This is a genomic window from Mesorhizobium album (assembly GCF_033977205.1).
GTDB classification, from domain to species: domain Bacteria; phylum Pseudomonadota; class Alphaproteobacteria; order Rhizobiales; family Rhizobiaceae; genus Mesorhizobium; species Mesorhizobium album.
Window position 1 is genome coordinate 228682 of sequence record NZ_JAVIIW010000004.1, and the last position, 17172, is coordinate 245853.

19 protein-coding genes and 1 pseudogene are annotated in these 17172 nt (G+C 63.6%); 8 read left to right on the forward strand and 12 right to left on the reverse strand.

Annotated elements, in window-relative coordinates; all coding sequences use genetic code 11:
* Positions 1 to 6 precede the first annotated feature (6 nt).
* The 8 genes from RFN28_RS05535 to RFN28_RS05570 all read right to left on the reverse strand — a co-directional run bounded on the left by RFN28_RS05535 (position 7) and on the right by RFN28_RS05570 (position 9492).
* On the reverse strand, positions 7 to 333 hold the full coding sequence (locus tag RFN28_RS05535; protein ID WP_320286368.1) for a DUF2933 domain-containing protein: 327 nt from the start codon (positions 331 to 333) through the stop codon (positions 7 to 9).
* Between the two features lie 929 nt (positions 334 to 1262).
* Positions 1263 to 2585: a glucoamylase family protein gene (locus RFN28_RS05540; RefSeq protein ID WP_320286369.1), complete on the reverse strand. Its 1323-nt coding sequence runs from the start codon at positions 2583 to 2585 to the stop codon at positions 1263 to 1265.
* On the reverse strand, positions 2572 to 2817 hold the full coding sequence (locus RFN28_RS05545; protein ID WP_320286370.1) for a hypothetical protein: 246 nt from the start codon (positions 2815 to 2817) through the stop codon (positions 2572 to 2574). Before RFN28_RS05545 ends, RFN28_RS05540 begins: the two co-directional genes overlap by 14 nt.
* Positions 2818 to 2911: 94 nt before the next feature.
* A complete protein-coding gene (locus RFN28_RS05550) occupies positions 2912 to 3514 on the reverse strand; it encodes a Spy/CpxP family protein refolding chaperone (RefSeq protein ID WP_320286371.1) in 603 nt (200 codons plus the stop codon).
* Positions 3515 to 3558: 44 nt separating this feature from the next.
* Complete coding sequence (locus RFN28_RS05555) at positions 3559 to 4725, reverse strand: YVTN family beta-propeller repeat protein (RefSeq protein WP_320286372.1); 1167 nt, start codon at positions 4723 to 4725, stop codon at positions 3559 to 3561.
* A 20-nt stretch (positions 4726 to 4745) separates the two neighbouring features.
* Positions 4746 to 6197 carry a multicopper oxidase family protein gene (locus RFN28_RS05560; RefSeq protein WP_320286373.1) on the reverse strand — a complete coding sequence of 484 codons (1452 nt, stop codon included), beginning with the start codon at positions 6195 to 6197 and terminating at the stop codon, positions 4746 to 4748.
* A 986-nt stretch (positions 6198 to 7183) separates the two neighbouring features.
* Complete coding sequence (locus tag RFN28_RS05565) at positions 7184 to 8440, reverse strand: type II restriction enzyme NmeDI-related protein (protein ID WP_320286393.1); 1257 nt, start codon at positions 8438 to 8440, stop codon at positions 7184 to 7186.
* Positions 8441 to 8859: 419 nt separating this feature from the next.
* Positions 8860 to 9492 (reverse strand): TetR/AcrR family transcriptional regulator, encoded by a 633-nt coding sequence (locus RFN28_RS05570; RefSeq protein WP_320286374.1) that lies wholly within the window; start codon positions 9490 to 9492, stop codon positions 8860 to 8862.
* A gap of 29 nt (positions 9493 to 9521) precedes the next feature.
* Between RFN28_RS05570 and RFN28_RS05575 the strand changes: the two genes are divergently transcribed.
* Positions 9522 to 10304 (forward strand): DUF2218 domain-containing protein, encoded by a 783-nt coding sequence (locus tag RFN28_RS05575; RefSeq protein WP_320286375.1) that lies wholly within the window; start codon positions 9522 to 9524, stop codon positions 10302 to 10304.
* 100 nt (positions 10305 to 10404) lie between these two features.
* Here the strand turns inward: RFN28_RS05575 and RFN28_RS05580 are convergent, their stop codons facing one another.
* Positions 10405 to 11016, reverse strand: coding sequence for a class I SAM-dependent methyltransferase (locus RFN28_RS05580; protein WP_320286376.1), 612 nt, complete (start codon positions 11014 to 11016; stop codon positions 10405 to 10407).
* Positions 11017 to 11050: 34 nt separating this feature from the next.
* The gene (locus RFN28_RS05585) at positions 11051 to 11185 is read right to left on the reverse strand and encodes a hypothetical protein (protein WP_320286377.1); all 135 of its coding nucleotides are present in this window, start codon (positions 11183 to 11185) and stop codon (positions 11051 to 11053) included.
* 197 nt (positions 11186 to 11382) lie between these two features.
* On the opposite strand from RFN28_RS05585, the gene RFN28_RS05590 reads away from it, so the two are divergent.
* The 7 genes from RFN28_RS05590 to RFN28_RS05620 all read left to right on the forward strand — a co-directional run bounded on the left by RFN28_RS05590 (position 11383) and on the right by RFN28_RS05620 (position 16426).
* The gene (locus tag RFN28_RS05590; protein ID WP_320286378.1) at positions 11383 to 11718 is read left to right on the forward strand and encodes a hypothetical protein; all 336 of its coding nucleotides are present in this window, start codon (positions 11383 to 11385) and stop codon (positions 11716 to 11718) included.
* A gap of 125 nt (positions 11719 to 11843) precedes the next feature.
* Positions 11844 to 13286, forward strand: coding sequence for a multicopper oxidase family protein (locus RFN28_RS05595; RefSeq protein WP_320286379.1), 1443 nt, complete (start codon positions 11844 to 11846; stop codon positions 13284 to 13286).
* A 37-nt stretch (positions 13287 to 13323) separates the two neighbouring features.
* Positions 13324 to 13764 (forward strand): DUF411 domain-containing protein, encoded by a 441-nt coding sequence (locus RFN28_RS05600; protein WP_320286380.1) that lies wholly within the window; start codon positions 13324 to 13326, stop codon positions 13762 to 13764.
* 7 nt (positions 13765 to 13771) lie between these two features.
* Entirely contained in the window at positions 13772 to 14311 is a 540-nt protein-coding gene (locus RFN28_RS05605) for a TlpA disulfide reductase family protein (protein ID WP_320286381.1), read from the forward strand.
* Positions 14312 to 14313: 2 nt separating this feature from the next.
* On the forward strand, positions 14314 to 15048 hold the full coding sequence (locus RFN28_RS05610) for an SCO family protein (RefSeq protein ID WP_320286382.1): 735 nt from the start codon (positions 14314 to 14316) through the stop codon (positions 15046 to 15048).
* Positions 15049 to 15146: 98 nt separating this feature from the next.
* Positions 15147 to 15881: a DsbA family protein gene (locus tag RFN28_RS05615; protein ID WP_320286383.1), complete on the forward strand. Its 735-nt coding sequence runs from the start codon at positions 15147 to 15149 to the stop codon at positions 15879 to 15881.
* On the forward strand, positions 15878 to 16426 hold the full coding sequence (locus RFN28_RS05620; protein ID WP_320286384.1) for a hypothetical protein: 549 nt from the start codon (positions 15878 to 15880) through the stop codon (positions 16424 to 16426). Before RFN28_RS05615 ends, RFN28_RS05620 begins: the two co-directional genes overlap by 4 nt.
* A gap of 47 nt (positions 16427 to 16473) precedes the next feature.
* Here RFN28_RS05620 and RFN28_RS34825 read toward each other — a convergent pair.
* Both RFN28_RS34825 and RFN28_RS05625 read right to left on the reverse strand, forming a co-directional pair.
* A pseudogene (locus RFN28_RS34825) lies at positions 16474 to 16584 on the reverse strand (DUF302 domain-containing protein); the annotation flags it as partial.
* A gap of 213 nt (positions 16585 to 16797) precedes the next feature.
* Positions 16798 to 17172, reverse strand: a 375-nt coding sequence (locus tag RFN28_RS05625; RefSeq protein WP_320286385.1) for a YdcF family protein, incomplete at its 5' end; no start/stop codon positions are given.

A 17172-nucleotide genomic window follows, 5' to 3' on the forward strand; every position in this document is an offset into this window, starting at 1 on the left:
GCGGCGTCATTCGATGTTTCGGTGCTGGTGGGGTTGCGCGCGATCGCCATTGGACCCGCGGTCGCCATCGGACGAGTGTCCATGAGGGCCGCCGTGTCCACCGTGCCCGAACACATGGAGCAGCGGGCATGCAAGAAGCAGGAGCCACGGCAGGAAGCCGAGTGCATGGGCCCGATGCTCCGACACGAGAAAGAAGGCGGCGATCGCGAGAAAGGCGATGGTGAGCAGACCCGTCGTCGAAGTCCAAAAACCTCTCCGCCTCGGCTCACTTCCATTGTCGGGTCTGTGTTCCGACTCGGGTCGGCCGGGCAGGTGCTGCATGTGGTTGCTCATGAGTGGTTCCCTTCCGTCGCGCTTTGACTGCTACCGTGATGCGGGACGTGCTTGACGGGCTTGTGGCCTCCGCAGCACCCGCCAGGGTCCCGGTCGGAGACTGGAGCGTGGCTGGTCTCGCCGCAGCAGCCGCCTCCGGCGCCGCTATCCTGCGACTTCTGGTCGTGTCCGCACGTGCAGCCGCTATTCTGCGCCCCGCTTCCATTGAGGTTGGTGGTGTCCATGTTTGCTCCATCGATCCTGGCGCTCCATGCCGGAGCGGCGCTATTGCGCACGTCAGCCTGAGGACCGCCTCTCATGTGTTAGAGACAGTCGTTGCCTTGTATGGGGTTCGCAATTCCGGCGTGTAAGCACCGGCAACCGCGACATTGGTCGTTGAGAAACGGCCGCTCGCGGTCAGGCGATAGGCGGCCGGAACGCGTCTGAGGACAGGGAGATGGAGCCGGAAGACGCAGGCGCGGTGAAAGGACGGAAGACGCCCGGCGGAATGGACAGTGTCGTTGGCGTCACTAGTCCCATCGACACATGGCAGGCGGTGCTGCAGCCGCCTGGCTGACAGCAGGGATGGGCTGTCTGGCCATGGCTATTGCACGCGCCGTCGGCTGACGCGTCCTGAGCCACGAGCGATGCAACGTCCACCGAACAGGCAGCTTTAGCGACATCGGTCGTTGCGATTGCGGTCGTTACGATTGATCCGTCGGCTCGAGCATGGAAGGCCGAAGCCAGAAGCCCAATTGCAAAAAGCGCGGCAAGCAGGAACGCACGAACCATCTGGGCTGGCTCCGGCCCAGTGGCGATAGCGCGTGTGGTTGAGGTTCTAGCCATGACGGTCCGCTTATTTGCTTGTGACCTTGCCATCCAACCTGAGGTTCTACTTTGATTTCGATCAAGAACGATCTCGTCTTCAGCGGCACTCAGGAAACTTGACCTTACCCCAGCCAGCCGCCAGTGAACCCGGCACGGCGCAATCCGGCGGCGATGTAAGGGCAACCGCGCATCAAGCGCCAAACCTGGTCGCTCAAGTAGTTCTCGATCATCAGCACGATGGGGCCTTGGTTGATGCCGAAGTGCCAGGGCGACACCCACCACCCGTACGAATTGCCGGGCTCTCCCGGATGCGTGGGGTTGAAGGCGGCCTTGAAGCCGTATCTGTTGAACTCCTTCAGCTTCGCCTGATGGATGCAGAAGTCGAGCGCCTCCAGGACGATCTCCGGAGCGAACGGCAATGAAGCGGCGACCGCCCAGGGCGCGAGCGTGCCGTCATCCGGTCCATAGGGCACGCCGCGCCCGACATAGTCGTAGAATTCCCGCTGGATGCCGTTCAGCTTGAGAGTGGCCGGCCCCGGTCCCTCGCTTGCCGTGATGCCCCAGCAACGTTCCCCGTAACTGCCGAACTTGCGCGGGTTCATGATGGCGTAGCATTGCTGGAGGTAGGTCGCCCGCCGGCTGTTCTCGAAATAGTCGATGCCCTTTTCCCGCATGAAGGCATCCTGAATCCCGCGAAAGTCGATCCAGACATGTGACAGCTGATGCGTGAACAGCGGACCGGCGTAGAGGTACTCGTAGCCGTAACAGCTCTCCCATCGATAAGTCGACGTCCAGGCGGCGTAGCTGCTTTCAGGAAGGGGAAAGGTCGGCGAGCCGAGCGCCAGAACGTAGAGCAGAAGGGCCTCGTCGTAGCCCTCCCAGCGGTATTTGATGAATCCATTTTCAGGGGTCCAGCCGTGCGTCACCGTCGCACCCTGATTTTGCGCCCATTGCCAGTCGGCACGGCGATAAAGCGCATCGGCAAGCGTGCGGATTTCCTGCTCGTCGGCGGTCTCTTGGCCGAAGTAGGCAGCCGCCGTCAAAGCGCCCGCCAACAGTAGCGCGCTATCAATCGTCGACAGTTCACATTGCCAGGCTCGCCGTCCCGTCTGCATGTCGAGGAAATGATAATAAAAGCCTCGGTGCCCGGTGGCGTCCGGCTCCGGCCCCTGGGGACTCGTCCAGAAGAAGCGCAGCGTGGCCAGCGTTCGTGCCACGGCAGCTTGACGCGTCATGAACCCGCGCTCGACAGCGACGGGATAGCAGGCAAGAGCGAGTCCCGTCGCGGCGATGCTGGCCGGCCAATCGGCGGCGGTCTTGTCGCGGATGAGGCCATTGGCCGGGTTCACCTCGTTGAGAAAATAGTCGAAGGTTTCGCGCTGCAGGTGGTGGAGGTCGTCGGACCCAGCGCTCCGTCCCGTTTCCATGATGTCAACCGCGAGCATCGGGGATTTGAATTTCCGGCAAAACACTTGTTCGAGCGATCTCGATAAGCGCCTTGCGGTCGACAATGCCGTGACTGTAGGCGTCCAGCGCGCGGCGCGCGATTCTTTGGGCCTGCCTGTCGTCCTGACCAGCGCTAGACACCTCCACGCTCTCCCGGACCACACGTCTCAGGAAGGCGATCTCCTCGGGCAGGTATACCCCTAGTTTGGAGACGGAAGCGAACTTCTCCAAGATTGGTTCCTCGCTCTGGTCTTCAGAGCCTTCCTTCAAGGCTCTGTTGTCAAACAAAGCGGCCCCGGCGGCGTCCGCCAGGGCCGCTCTCGGCTCACATCATGCCCATCGGAGCCGGCATGAGCAGCTTGTCCGCCTGTGTTTTCTGCGCGTCATCCAGCGACGCGTAGAAGGGCTTCAGCGCTGCCTTGAGACGCTGGAGTCCTTCCAGCCTCGTCGACAGCGTTTTCTCCTGAAGCTCTATCCTCTCGATCGGCGTTCCCGCGTTTGATTCGCCTGACATCATGCCGGTTGGCATTCCGCCCATCATGTCCTTCGCCGTGCTGGCGTTCGCGCGGAGGGCGTCTGCGACGGCATTCCAAAGACGCAGCTGTCCCTCGTTCAGCTTGAGCTCGGTCTTGAGGAAGGCGATGCGTCCCTCGACGTGCTCCGGCGACATCATCTGCCCCATGGGGCTGTCGCCGCCCGACATCATATCCATCATCATCTTCATCATGCCGTTCGACATCATGTCGTTGGACGTCGAGCCACCCATCATCGTCGGCATCGCCGAGCCGGCGCCCTCGGGTTTCTCCGTCGCAGCGGCGGGCGGCGAGCCCGCGCCGCCGCCGGTTGCATGATGGGCTTCGTTAGCGAGAACGGGCGCCGAGAACACGAGCATCGTCCCGATCGCCAGGGTACTAAAGAGGGTTTTCATGACTATGTCTCCTTGTTGGTATTGCGGCTTCATCGACGCTTCGTTCAGCCTGCATCGCCCGAGGCGGGGCTGGCGGACTGGAACGTGACGCCGTTCGGCCCCTTGCCGACTGCATAGGACTTCACGACCGACTGGTCCTTGACCGAGATCAGAGACACGGTGCCGTCGACGATGTTGGTCACGAAGACGAAGGCGCCGTCGTTGCTGACGGCAACGCCATGCGCACCGGCGCCGGTCCGGATCGTATTGACGACCTTGCCGTTGGCGACGTCGATGACGGAGACCGTGTCGTTCGGCTTGGCCTCGGTGCCTTGGTTGGCGACAAAGACGAAGCGCCCGTCTGGCGTGGCGTGCACCTGGATGGGCGACCGCCCGACCTCTATGCGTGCGATCACCTTGCGGGTGGCCGTATCGACCACCGCCACCTTGTTCTCGTCCCGCAGCGAAACATAGACGCGGCTGCCGTCCGGCGTGAAGCCGACCTGCACGGGAGCCTTGCCGACTTTGATCCGCGCAGCTTCCTGGAGCTTGGCCGCGTCTATGACGGATACGGTGCCGTCCTTGACATTGGCGACGTAGATGAGCTTTCCGTCGGGGCTCATCCTCAGTCCGTGCGGGTAGTCGCCGGTTGGGATCGTCGCGATGGCTGCGCCGTTCTCGAGATCGATCACGGAAACGATATTGTGTTCGGAGTCTGTCACGAAGGCTCGTTTGGCATCGGGGCCAGCGATGACATGCGCCGGATGTGCGCCGGCGGGAACGGAGGCAAGCGGCCCTGCAGCGAGATTGGCTGTGTCGAAGACGATGAGCTTCCCCCCGGCATCCATGTCCATATTGCCCATGCCGCCCATCTTGCTGTGGTCAGCGCTCTGGTCGTTCCCGCCTCCGCCGTGATCGTCGGCGGAGCGCGGGACCCCTACCGCAAGCAGTTTCCCGGTGCCCGGGACGAACTGGACGTTGTGCGGCGTGATGGCGACCGGAAAGGTATCGACCTTCCCGGTCGAGAGGTCGACACGGCTGATGGAGCCGCCCTGTTCGTCGGCAGTGTAGACGAAGCCTGACGCGGGTTCTGCTCCCGCAGGCCTGATGAACATGGCGGCCGCGGCGACGGCAGCGGCTGCCATCAGGGCCAGCAGCGTCATGCGCCGGCTGACGCCCGCGCGGTTTTCGACAGCCAGGGCGGCGGCATTGTTTCTGCGATTGTTTCTCATGGTCTTGTCCTCGAAATCGGTCACGCGGTGTAGTCGACGACGGTCATCATGCCGTTCGCCATGTGATAGAGGTGGTGGCAGTGGAAGGCCCATGTGCCGGGATTGCTGGCATCGAAGGCGATCGTCACCGCGCGCGTTGGCGGCACCCAGACGGTATCGCGGACGGCTCCCACGAAGCGGCGGCCATCGATGGCGACCACCTGGAAATGATGGCCGTGCAGATGCATCGGATGGCCCATCATGCTGGTATTGCGCATCGTAAGCTCGACGCGCTCGCCCTTCCTCACTGAGATCGGCTGGCGGTTGCCCCACGTCTTGCCGTTAAGGGTCCAGGAATAGCCTTGCATCACACCGCCGAGCTCGACCGGGTCGTTCACATCGGCCGCCCGCTCCGCCAGGGGTATGGCAGCTGCAAGCCTGGCCTCGAACGAAAGGTCGATTGCGGGCCTGGCCTGATCGCCAGTGGTCGCCATGCGCTTTACGTTGCCGCCCTTCGTCGCCAGCACGAAGCCGGTGCGCTGGATGCCGGCTTCGCGCTGGGCCATGATCGGCCACGCTCCCCTCTTGCCGGGAATGCTAAGTCTGATGTCGATGCGCTGTCCCATGGCGAGCGGAAAACGGCGGCCGCGGCGGGGAACAATCGGATTGCCGTCGACGGCGATCGCCTCGCCTTCAAGCGCCCCAGTATCGATCCAGAACGCAGTGGCGGTCGCGCCGTTGATAAGGCGCAGTCTTACCGTGCCGTTTTGTTCGACGGTGAAGACCTGCGGATCGTTCAGCGTGCGGTCGTTTGCCAGATAGGCGTCGTACTCGATGTCGTTAACGTCCATCGGCATGGCCACGCCCTGCCCGCCCGACATGTCCATGCCTGACATGCCCGACATCGACTGGACAGCCGTGCCGCCGTTTCCCGACGCAGGCGACGGTCCGGTCAATCCGGCCAGCAGCTCCTCGGGTGCCTTGAAGCTGAAGTCGTGAAAGAGCACCACGACAGGCTGCTCGTCCACGCCTTCTTCCGTCGGATCGGTGATGATCAGCGGTGCGGCAAGCAGCTGCTGCTCCTGCAGCGTATGCGCATGCATCCAGTGCGTGCCTGGCGTGGCGACCGGGAAGCCGTAGTCATAGGATTGGCCCGGCTTAAGCAGCGGCTGGGGCAGGTCCGGCACGCCGTCTTGCCCGAACGGCGGCGTCAAGCCGTGCCAATGGATCAAGGTTGGCGCGTCCAGGGCGTTCTCGAGACGCACCTGGAAGCCATCGGCTGCCGACATGGTGAGCCCAGGAGTGCCGTCGGGCTGGACGAGACCGAAGACCTTGGCGGCGCGGCCGGCAACATCGATGACGCGGGTGCAGGCCCGGATGAGCGTGGGTGCGGCCGCTTGCACGGCGCGAGGGGTGGTCAGCGGCAGGAGGACGCTCGCAGCGCCGATAGCCGCCGTGGACGCCAGGAACTGGCGACGGGATAAAGATTGCATTGTAAAGCTCTCAATGTTCGTGACTGGAGGCTTAAATAGCCTATGAGGGAGCGCACGAACGCGAGGGCTCGTGCGCTCAGGCGGTCACGACGAGCTTGGGAGGACGCAGCCGGATAGGCACGTCGCTTGGTGAGGAGATGAACGCCGGCGCAGTCGCGGCCGGCTCGCTTCCTGACACGGCCATGAGAACCTGGCCTTCCACGGGAACGCAGAAGGAGCAACTTGAGGCCGAAACGCACGAGTCGCCGTGATGGCCCACTTGGCTTGATTGGTCGCATGGTGCGCGATGATGCTGGTGTGCGGCCGTGAACGCTTGCTCATGCTTAACCAGAGAATGCGCGCCGCCCCCCACAGCCGCATCGGAATGGCCGCCGTAAAGGATCGTGGATACGGCCATCAGCACCCCGAGCAGCACGGCAAGCCACCGGGTTCCGCCGCGCTTTGGCGAATGTTCCGGCAAGCGGCCAAGCCGCGATCGGACCGCTTTCAGGCCCACAAGTTCATCCTTTTTCACAACGTGCCAAGCCAGTTCATACCTGAGCGGTCCAGTCCTGGGTTTGCGCTAGATCAAACTTGCGAACTCAATGCTGCGCGTCGTCCGACGCTGCTTTGCAATTTTGCAATTTCCCGGCAGAGCGCTCTGGGCTGACGCCAGAATTCCCGGCATTAGGTAGCAAAGATGTCTTTGCTACCTAATGCCGAGAATTCCAACGCCAGCAGCGACCACCGCCCTCGCGGGGAAGCTGGCCTTTCCAGCCGTCCACGCGCTCAGCCTCGCCGCCATCATCCTCAGAGAGAGGATCTTCGCTTGGAGACGTTCACGCTGAACCTCGTGCGCTCGATGGCCGGTTCATCGCGCGGCCGAACCAGGCTGTCGTCCGGTGACGCCGCTAGACGCCGTCGCCTCGCAGGGGAATGCAAACCTATGCGGTGGTATGTGGGTCAGCCGAATCCTATCGTTTCCCAACGCGCTGCCAGGTTGCGGTTCACGTGAGCTGCCGTGCGATGGCCTGGATTGGCTTCATGCCATGTCCGAAGCGCGCAATCGCATCGCGGTTCGACTTCAATTCACCATAGGATAGATACCGGACCCTGAGATCGGCAATGCGGCTAAATGCGGGCCGAGCGAGTTGAGCACGGACCTCTTCCTCGCGCCCATCGGGAGCAACCAGGAAAAGCCCCTCCAGAGCGTGGGCGTCGTCGCCAAGCGCAAGGTCGAGCATGCGCACGATGCCCGAGTAGATCGAAGTCGTGTGCTCCACTTCGTAAGCGGCAACGATTCGTCCCGAGGATTTGTCGAGCCAAAGCACGTCGATGAGACGGATTGCTTCGAGCCCCGGGGTGGTCGGCGAGGCCGGAAGGCACTCGAGGCAACGGTCGCCGAGCTTTCCCGATCCGAAGGGGCGGCTTCGGTCATTCGCGGCTACCCAGACGTCGTATCCCACTGCCAAGCCGAGATCCCTCAACCAGCCTTGAACCTCAGTGTGGGTATGATCGCCGTCACGCGCGTCCGCGATCGCCTTGTTGGCCTTGGCCGCTTGCTCGCGGACTTGAGCGAGATCAGCTTCCCAAGCCTTCATGGCTTCGCCATCCATGTCCCGGGGAGGCGCAGGATAGCGCCCGCTGCCAACGTCGAACAGCAGGCCGCCGATCGCCCCGAGATCGTTGCTGAGGAGCGTCCTGAAGCTGGCATTCAGAGAAAGAATGCCCTGCCGCATGGCGAGGAACTCGTCCCAGCGGCCAAGCTTCACTCTGGCACCGGTGAGCGCGTTATATCCGTTTACGATTGCGGTGTTGAATGGCGGAACAAGCGTCGGATGCAGGAAATAAAGAAGGTTGGCTACCGCGGGACCCAGCCCCTTTATCGTCATGCGATCGATCTCGTGGATGGCGGCGATTACCTGCTGCTCAGTGTTGCAGCAAACGCATGTATCCAGAAGCCGACCGAAGGCCTTTTGGTTGTCGGGGTTCTCGTATATGTCGGGGATGCGGAGCTTGGGCTTCCACAGGAAGGCATGATCAGCGCCTTTGAATATCTGACGCTGCTCGGCGATTGAATGCACTACCGTCTCGAGCGAGGATCCCCGGTAGGCAGTGCCGAAGGTACCTGCCGCGATCTCGGCGATGATCTGCTGGATGCCGCGCCGGATCGATCTGAAGTTCTTGAGCCGCTCTTCCCAGAGAAACCATGAGCGATAGGTTCCGTTGGCGTCTCCCCGCCAGCGGTCAAGCAACTGTACCATTGCGTCCGACAATTCTTCCCCCTACCCCAAGGCCTATGCATCACTCCCAGGACCTTCTCGGTGTATGCGCTCTAGCAGGGAGCCGTTGTCAAGCTTCTGATCCGGCATCAATTCAAGTTTTGGATTCGGCGATCACCCCGATTCGAAGAAGAACGCTCTCCAGTTGTTTCTGACCTTCGCGAGGTCCGGCCGTGCGGTGAGTAGAGTTTCTAATCGCCTCTCGCGAACGGAGACAGCGATCATCGGAATCGATCACTGCGCAATATCAGTTGGCTCGCCACGCCACGCGCAGGCAACTCGCCCTTGAACACAATCACCCAGAACCATTCCAGGAACACCCTAAGACATATCGCTGCCGCTGCGAGGACCAGACAAGGGGTTGGCTGCTGGCCGATCGACTCTGCAACGGGCATGGGCGCTCAAGAATATGACGACGCGGCGCCTTCGTTCATCAAACGTCTGAAGAACTCATCCATCTGTTGCGGCGGCAGCGTTGCACCGCTCTCGAGCCACCAGGTCAGCACGGCCATGTATGCACCAACGACATGCCGCACAATGAACTCGCGCGGGACGCCCGTTGGGTCCTTGCCTCCAGCCGCCGCGAGTTCGCTCCGAACGAAGTCGCAGAGCGTTTGCCGAATGGTATCCAGGGCAATGGCGCCCCCTTTGCTTCCCACCAGCGCTTGGTAGAGGTGCATGTGGTCACGTGCATGCTCGAACATCGGCAGACTGAATCCGAACGGCCGGATGCCGGTGGGCATTGACGTCAATGAGCTCCGATGCCGTTCGAGAAGTTCCAGCCGCAGATGCTCGAGACCACTCCGTTTGAGATCATCCTTGCTCGTGAAGTGGGCATAGAAGGTGGAGCGGCCGATATTGGCGCGTTCGCAAATGTCTTCGACCAGGATCGCCTCGTAACCCTTTTCCAGGATCAGGGAGAGCAATGCCTGATGCAGCATCCCTCGGGTGCGCGCCACACGGCGATCGATCGGCCGCTTCGCCAATCCGCTTCTTTCATGGTCGGGATGTTGCTTTTGTCCGATTTGGGACATGACCGGCTGCCCTGTCCGCGAAAAAGATTTTGAACTTCACGTCCTTTATCATACACCGTGTGCGGTTTCGCAAGAGCGATGCCCAGGCCGCTTCCGCACAGCCGGGTAATCGCATGAAAGCCACCAGGGAAACCGTCATGCACACGGCCGAAGCCCGCGCCAGCACCGACCACGCCAAGCACTACCTTGCCCAACTGTGCCGCCACGCCGGCAAGATGGGCCAGCACGCGAGCCTGGGTCACTCTCTCCGATCGCACCATGCCGGGGAGGCACCCCCGCCGGTGCTGCATGTCGACTGGTCCGAGACAACAGGAACAATCCAATTCGAGGAGGGCAAGTGCATTCTCCACGCCAGCGATAACGCCTTGCTGGTGCGCATCGAGGCCGCCACTGAGAGCGCCTTGCATCGGCTTCAAGACGGTATTGTCCGCCGGCTGGAAACTTTTGGTCATCGCGAGCACGTCACCGTCCAATGGCAAGCGTCGATCTTCCAGCCGACCGGGGGGCAAGCGGAAATCGCCGGCGACATTCGCGCATCAGGTCGGCCCATGACGCTCCGATGGCGGTCGCGGCTTGCCAGGAACCTGGCCCTGGCTGCGGTCTTGGCCGTCGCCATCGCGGCTCACCTCGGCCTGCTAGGGGCAACAATCGCCACCGCTCCATGGAGCAGATGGGGTGCCACCGCCATCCTCGCACTCATCGTGCTCAAGTTCATCGTCACCGTGGGCGTCCATTTGGCCGGCGGCACATTTGCATTCCGCCGCGGCAAAGCCCTCTTCACCGAACGGAGACAGCGGCATTCCGCACGCTAATGCCGAGCCCTGGCACAAGACGATCTGCCATCGATTCCGCTCGAAGCTGCGGGCGACATGCCCATGGAGGCCGACGGGCTTGTAGCGCTAGGCTAGTGATTTACGGCTTGGCGCGTCCGGCATACATATAAGTCATCGGCTTGGGCCCCTTCGCGTAGCCTACGTCCATTTGCGAGATGCTGAAACCCGCGCCCTCGATCAGCTTGCGGATGGGGCGATTGAGATGGCAGCCGCCGCCGATCCGCTTCCACACGGGCGTCAGCCGGTCCTGCCATTTGCGCACGTTCGGCTCGGGCGACAAGCCATGCTCGACGAACAGCAGCTGCCCCCCGGGCCTGAGCACCCGGCGCATTTCCGCCAGCGCTTTGCTGGCCGCGGGTATGGAGCAGAGCGTCCACGTTGTGACCACGGTGTCGATGCTGGCGGCGTCCAGTGGAATCGCCTCCGCCGAGCCCTCGACAAGGCTCACGGGCATCGACGAACCCGATGCCGCGCGCTGGGCCATCGCGATCAGCCGGGACGACGGATCGAGGCCGAGAATCTCGCTGGTCCTGGGAGAGTAGAAAGGCAGGTTGAGGCCGGACCCAATGCCGATCTCGAGCACCCTGCCCTCAGCCGCCGAGAGTGCACGCTCGCGGTAGGGCAAGAGGTCCCGGTTGCGCATGGCCAAGTTGATGACGTGCGGCAAGATGTAGTTTTGATAGAAGCCCATGCCCGGGTCCTCCTCTCGCCAACGACGAGCGACGTCAGCTTCTCAGATACTTGACCAGCGCGGCGATCGCCAGGATCAGCGCGACAAGGGCCAGGATCCAAATCAAGGCCATGCCGCCCATCATCCAGGACATGCCGGCTCCGGCCATCATGTCAGTGAGCTTGCTCATCCGCCTGGCTCCAGACGAAGTAATGCAAAGCAGATCGGTTCCGGCGGCGGAAAGTCAACGAGAGGCGAATTTGGACGGCTGGCTTGAAGCAGCAGCCGAGCGCCGCGACGCAACCGCGCAAGTTGCAGGCCCGGCTTGTTTTCGGACGGGTTCGGCGCGATGCTAGCCTTGCCATGAAAAGCTTGTCGGTCCGACAGATGCTGGTTCTGCTGCTCGCTGTCCTTGTGACAGCGGGGCTTGGCTCGCCCGTCGTTCAGGCGAGCGGCATGGCGACGAAGATGGCGATGGCGTCGGACATGGGCGCTTCCGGACACGGCGACTGCGGCGCTTGCCCCACCGGCGGCAAGAATGGCTCGAAGGCCATGACCTGTCCGCTGGCCTGCACGGCGCCTCTGGTTGCAATCCCGTCGCACGGCTCATCGGCTCCGTCGCCGCAAATGACGCTGGCGGTTTTCATCGTGCGGCATGAGCTGCTGCACGGCCTGACATCGCCGCCTGATCCTTTCCCGCCTCGAACCACTGACATCGGTTGACGCTCCGGCGGCCGCCTTCGGCCAGCCGGACAGTCGGACGCGTCTACGCGCCGTCGGCGCACGCCAGGCTGCCGCCTGCCGGGCAGGACGCGTTCCGTCATCCATGATGGTCGGAAGGGTCGAGAATGAACATGAAATGGAATTATCCGCTGTCGCGCCGGAGCTTTCTCCTGGCGGGCACGGGCGCGGCGATCGCCGCATCGATGCGGCCTTGGCCGACGCGAGCCGAGGGGCAAAACGAAGTCCGCCTGACGGCCGCGCCGGCACAGGCGCTCTTGATCGCGCCGGACAGGCCCGAGACCGCCGTCTGGGCATACAACGGCACCGTGCCCGGCCCGGTGTTACGCTTGCGGCAGGGCGAGCCGTCGCGCCTCCTTGTAGAGAACAGACTCGACGAGGAGACGACCGTTCACTGGCACGGCATCCGCCTGCCGAACGGCATGGACGGCGTTCCAGGCCTGACCCAGCCGCCAATCAGGCCCGGCGAGACCTTCGCGTATGAATTCGCGCCGCCTGACGCAGGCACCTTCTGGTACCACCCGCACGCCGACGGCCTCGTGCAGCTCGGTCGGGGCCTCGCCGGACCGTTGATTGTCGAGGAGCGCGAGCCGGTCGCGGTCGACCGCGACGTGCTCTGGTTCCTCTCGGACTGGCGGCTTACCCGCGACGGCAAAATCGCCGGCGGCTTCGGCAACATGATGGACGCCGGGATGTCCGGCCGGGTGGGCAACATGGTCACGCTAAACGGCCGCGTATCCGATGCGGAACCCGTCAGGGCCGGCGAGCGGATCCGGCTGCGCCTGGTCAACGGCGCACTTGCCCGCATGATGGCGCTCGGCTTCGAAGGGCATCGGCCGGTGATCATCGCGATCGACGGGCAGCCCTGCGAGCCGCAAGAGGCTGTCGGCGGGCGGCTGCTGCTGGGTCCCGCCATGCGCATCGACGTCGTGCTCGACATGCAGGGCGAGCCGGGACGGCGGTATGCGGTGACCGACGATTTCTACGACGGCCTTGCCTACACGCTGACGCAGCTGCGCTACTCCCAGGAGCCGCCGCTGCGCGCCCATCCTGCCGACGCGCCGATCGCGCTGCCGCCCAATCCGCTGCCGGAACCCGACCTCACGTCGGCCGAACGCCACGAGCTGACGCTGCAGGGCGGGATGATGGGCGGCGGCATGATGAAGGGCATGGGGGGCATGGACGGAATGGCGATGCCCGGCATGAACGGCGGCGCCGTCTGGGCGATCAACGGCATGTCGATGACGGGTGACGGAGACGCCCATATGGAACCCGCCCTCACCTTCAAGCGGGGACAGAGCGTCGTGCTCACGCTCAGCAACCAGACGGCCTGGTGGCACCCGATGCACGTCCACGGCCACAGCTTCCGGGTGCTCTCCCGCAACGGCGAGAGCGTGCCGCACCGACAGTGGCAGGACACGGTTCTCATGCAGCCCAAGGACACGGTCGAGGTGGCGTTCGTCGCCGACAATCCCGGCGACTGGATGCTGCATTGCCACGTCGCCGACCACCAGATGAGCGGCCTCATGACCGTCTTCCGCGTGGCCTGACCCCTTCGCTTAGCAACCTCAAAAGGAGAAACTGACCATGAAACTCGCGTATGCCCTCACCGCCATCGGCCTCGCGGTCGCGATGCCGCTGCCGGCGCTCGCCGCGACGATCGACGCGGTGATGTACAAGAACCCGCAATGCAGCTGCTGCGAGGCCTATGCCGCCTATCTCGAACAGAACGGCTTCAAGGTCGACATCAAGCCGGTCAACAACCTCTCGCAGATCAGCAGCGACGCCGGCGTCCCCGCCGACCTCGAAGGCTGCCACACGATGATGGTCGACGGCTACGTCGTCGACGGCCTGGTGCCCGTCGAGATCGTCAAGAAGCTCCTGACCGAACGGCCTGCCATCGCGGGCATCATGCTGGCCGGCATGCCGACTGGCGCGCCCGGCATGGGTGGCGAGAAGAGCGAGACGTGGACCGTCTACGCCTTCACCAAGGACGGCAAGGCGCCGACCGTCTATGCCACGGAGTGAGGCTGCCATGACACGAGGCAAGTTAGCCATGGCCCTGGCGCTGCTGCTGGTCGCGTGGCCAGCGGCGGCGGCCGGGCCGCCACCGGACTTTACCGTTCCGGAAGCGCCCGTCGCCGTGCCCGGCTTCAGCTTCACCGACGAGGACGGCAAGCAGAAAGCGCTCGCGGATTATTCCGGCAAGCTGGTGCTGCTCAATCTCTGGGCGACATGGTGCGCACCATGCCGCAAGGAAATGCCGACGCTCGACCGCCTCGAGGCCAAGCTCGGCGGGCCGGACTTCGAGGTCGTCGCGCTGTCGATGGATCGCGGCGGTCCTGACGTCGTCAGGAAGTTCTTCGCCGAGACCGGCGTCACACACCTCGCCCTCAACATCGACAGTTCGGGCAAGGCGATGTTCACGCTCGGCGCCCTCGGCCTTCCGATGACCTTGCTGATCGACGGCGGCGGCAAGGAGATCGGCCGCCTGATCGGCCCGGCCGAATGGGACTCTCCCGAGATGACCGAATTCATCAGCGGCCGTATCGCGGCCAACCGCGAAAGGAAATGACCATGCTTTCGCGAACCGAGGCGCGTGAGGCCTCCTGGAATGTATGGGGGCCGTTGCTGCGCTGGCTTGTCGCGCTGGCGGTGCTGGCCGTGGGCTTCGCCCACGGCGCGCGGGCGCATTCGCTGGACGAGGTCAACGACCTGCTGAAGGGCGACGAGAAGTATTTCCAGCCGATCGACAAGCCGGCCCCCGATTTCACGCTGCGCGCCGCCGACGGAACCGTCGTGCGGCTCGCCGATCTGCGCGGCAAGGTGGTGGTGTTGCACTTCATCTACACCTCCTGTCCGGACGTATGCCCCTTGCATGCGGAGAAGATCGCCGAGGTCCAGAAGATGGTGAACGCCACGCCGATGAAGGGCCAGGTCGTCTTCGTGACCGTCACCACCGATCCCAAGCGGGACACGCCCGAGGTGCTGCGCGCCTATGGGCCGGCGCATGGGCTCGACCCGGCCAACTGGCTGTTCCTGACCACGACGCAGGACCAGCCCGAGGATGCGACCCGCAAGCTGGCCGAAGCCTTCGGCCACAAGTTCACGCTGACCGATGACGGCTACCAGATGCACGGCATCGTGACGCATGTGATCGACAAGGAGGGCCATTGGCGCGCGAATTTCCATGGACTGAATTTCGCTCCGGTCAATCTGGTCACCATGGTCAACGCGCTCACCAACAACCTCGAACGCCCGCACGCCGAGCCGGAAGAAGGCTGGCTGACAAGATTGCGAAACCTGCTGTGAGGCAGGGACCGCAGACACGACCCGAAGACAAGGAAAGGGGAAAACGCATGTTCACCAAGGCAACACAGGCAATCCGCTGTCGAAGCGGGATCGTCCGCATGCTGCTCATCGCTGGCCTGGCAGGATGGTTCCTGCTCAATCCCGGCGCCCGGCAGCCGGCGATCGCTGCCGGCGAAACGTCACAGGACCAGCTCGACCAGCGGATACACGACTACATCCTGGCGCATCCCGAGGTGCTCATGGAGGCGTTGCAGAAGCTGGAGGAGCGCCAGCGCGAGGCGGGCGCGGCTGCGGTCAGGGCCGCGCTGTCCAAGCATGCCGACGACCTGTTCCGCGACAGGGATACCCCTGTCGGCGGCAATCCGCAGGGCGACGTCACCATGGTCGAATTCTTCGACTACAACTGCCCCTATTGTCGGCAGGTGGCCCCGATCGTCGACCAGGCCATGGCTGACGATCCGAAGCTCAGGATCGCCTACAAGGAATTTCCAATCCTAGGCCCGGATTCGGTGTTCGCGGCCAAGGCGGCGCTCGCCGCCGGGAGGCAGGGCAAGTACCTGGAACTCCACAAGGCGCTCTATGGATCGAGGACAAGGGTGACCGAGGCGGCGGTGCTCAAGATCGCCGCCGAGACAGGCATCGACGTCCCCCGCATGCAGAGCGACATGCAACGGCCGGAAATCCAGGCGCTGATCGACCGCAATGTCGAGCTGGCCCAGGCGCTGGGGATCACAGGCACACCGGGCTTCGTCGTCGGCGACCAGATCTACCCGGGGGCGACCGACCTTGCGACGATGAAGAAACTGATCGAACAGGCGAGGAGCGGCAAATGAGTACGACTCTTAATCGACGGACGGTGGTTCTCGGCGTTATCGGCGCCGCCACCGCACAGGGATTCGCCAACCGAGTGCAGGCCGAGGACGCCCCTGGCCTGGCCGGCCGCTTTCAGGATCTGAGCCGTAACGGCAACGCCACCTGCTCCGCAAAGTTCACGGAATCGATCGCGACCATGCCGCCGATGTCGCGGATCAAGGGCTCCTGCTGCAGCCCGATGGAGATGAAACGCTACGGCGAGCAAGTGAAGGGCCTGGTGAAGTACCGCGCCATAATGATGATCCCGCCGGACCCTTACGACATTCCAGCCGCCACCGCGCAGCAGATGATGCCCTACTATGACCGGCAACTTACCGCCGACGAACGGCGCCGTTACGACTTTGCGATGGCCAACTCCGACGAGAAAGGACCGTGCTGCTGCCAATGCTGGCGCTGGAAGATGTATGGCGGTCTGGCGAAATACCTGATCCGCGAGCACGGCTTCACCGGCGAGCAGATCGTGGATGTCTGGAACCTGTCCAACGGCTGCGGCGGCGGCGCTTGAATCGAATTCAAGCGAGGCGGCAAGCGGATGCTATCAATGGCGTTCGATCACGCCCTTGAGCATCGTACACGTACCTGCCCGGCAGGGCCGGGCAGGTACGTGTTGTCGATGGCTGCCATCGACGCCACAGGATCCACCGCCGCAACCTCAACCTTGCCGCGTCATGGTCCAAGGGAAAGGTCGCGAGCTGCTTGATCGGGTACGATTCCGGACCGGGCGGCACGATTGCAACGTGACGCGCGGACGGGCCCGAACGATAGCTTTGATCCCGGCCTCGGGGAGGCGGATGATGGAGGGAACGACAGTCCACTACCGCACCACCGAGCTGCTATTCCGGGGGCCTGGACCGAGTTTGCTCCATGTAAACGAGCTCAGGGCTCTGGAAAGAGTTCGGCGGTCTTCCCCGTCGACCAGTAGGTCAGCAGCCCGAGCCATTCGTGCGCGGCGAGGTCAGCGGCTGAGAGGCCGGCCGCGACGGATCCCGTCGGCCGCCAGAGGCCGGCCGTGCCCCGTGTCCGATAGTCCACCGGGTAGGCGGCGACAGGAAACCCAACGGCACGGAAACAAGCCATGGCTCGAGGCATATGGCTCGCCGACGTCACCAACAGCCAGAGTTCCCCAGGCTTCGGCTGGACGGCCGCCTTGCTCTCGATCGCGTTCTCGCAGGTCGTGCGCGATCGTTCTTCCATTTCGATGCGCTGGGCCGGCACGCCGAGCATCACGAGAATATCGCGGGCAACCTGCGA

Bases quoted from the DNA above. Each gene is read 5' to 3' on its own strand.
- RFN28_RS05535 (WP_320286368.1), bottom strand. From the start codon at position 333: ATGAGCAACCACATGCAGCACCTGCCCGGCCGACCCGAGTCGGAACAC.
- RFN28_RS05580 (WP_320286376.1), bottom strand. From the start codon at position 11,016: ATGGGCTTCTATCAAAACTACATCTTGCCGCACGTCATCAACTTGGCC.
- RFN28_RS05615 (WP_320286383.1), top strand. From the start codon at position 15,147: ATGCTGCTCATCGCTGGCCTGGCAGGATGGTTCCTGCTCAATCCCGGC.
- RFN28_RS05565 (WP_320286393.1), bottom strand. From the start codon at position 8,440: ATGGTACAGTTGCTTGACCGCTGGCGGGGAGACGCCAACGGAACCTAT.
- RFN28_RS05540 (WP_320286369.1), bottom strand. From the start codon at position 2,585: ATGCTCGCGGTTGACATCATGGAAACGGGACGGAGCGCTGGGTCCGAC.
- RFN28_RS05610 (WP_320286382.1), top strand. From the start codon at position 14,314: ATGCTTTCGCGAACCGAGGCGCGTGAGGCCTCCTGGAATGTATGGGGG.
- RFN28_RS05555 (WP_320286372.1), bottom strand. From the start codon at position 4,725: ATGAGAAACAATCGCAGAAACAATGCCGCCGCCCTGGCTGTCGAAAAC.
- RFN28_RS05590 (WP_320286378.1), top strand. From the start codon at position 11,383: ATGCTGGTTCTGCTGCTCGCTGTCCTTGTGACAGCGGGGCTTGGCTCG.
- RFN28_RS05550 (WP_320286371.1), bottom strand. From the start codon at position 3,514: ATGAAAACCCTCTTTAGTACCCTGGCGATCGGGACGATGCTCGTGTTC.
- RFN28_RS05600 (WP_320286380.1), top strand. From the start codon at position 13,324: ATGAAACTCGCGTATGCCCTCACCGCCATCGGCCTCGCGGTCGCGATG.
- RFN28_RS05570 (WP_320286374.1), bottom strand. From the start codon at position 9,492: ATGTCCCAAATCGGACAAAAGCAACATCCCGACCATGAAAGAAGCGGA.
- RFN28_RS05585 (WP_320286377.1), bottom strand. From the start codon at position 11,185: ATGAGCAAGCTCACTGACATGATGGCCGGAGCCGGCATGTCCTGGATG.
- RFN28_RS05605 (WP_320286381.1), top strand. From the start codon at position 13,772: ATGACACGAGGCAAGTTAGCCATGGCCCTGGCGCTGCTGCTGGTCGCG.
- RFN28_RS05560 (WP_320286373.1), bottom strand. From the start codon at position 6,197: ATGCAATCTTTATCCCGTCGCCAGTTCCTGGCGTCCACGGCGGCTATC.
- RFN28_RS05620 (WP_320286384.1), top strand. From the start codon at position 15,878: ATGAGTACGACTCTTAATCGACGGACGGTGGTTCTCGGCGTTATCGGC.
- RFN28_RS05595 (WP_320286379.1), top strand. From the start codon at position 11,844: ATGAACATGAAATGGAATTATCCGCTGTCGCGCCGGAGCTTTCTCCTG.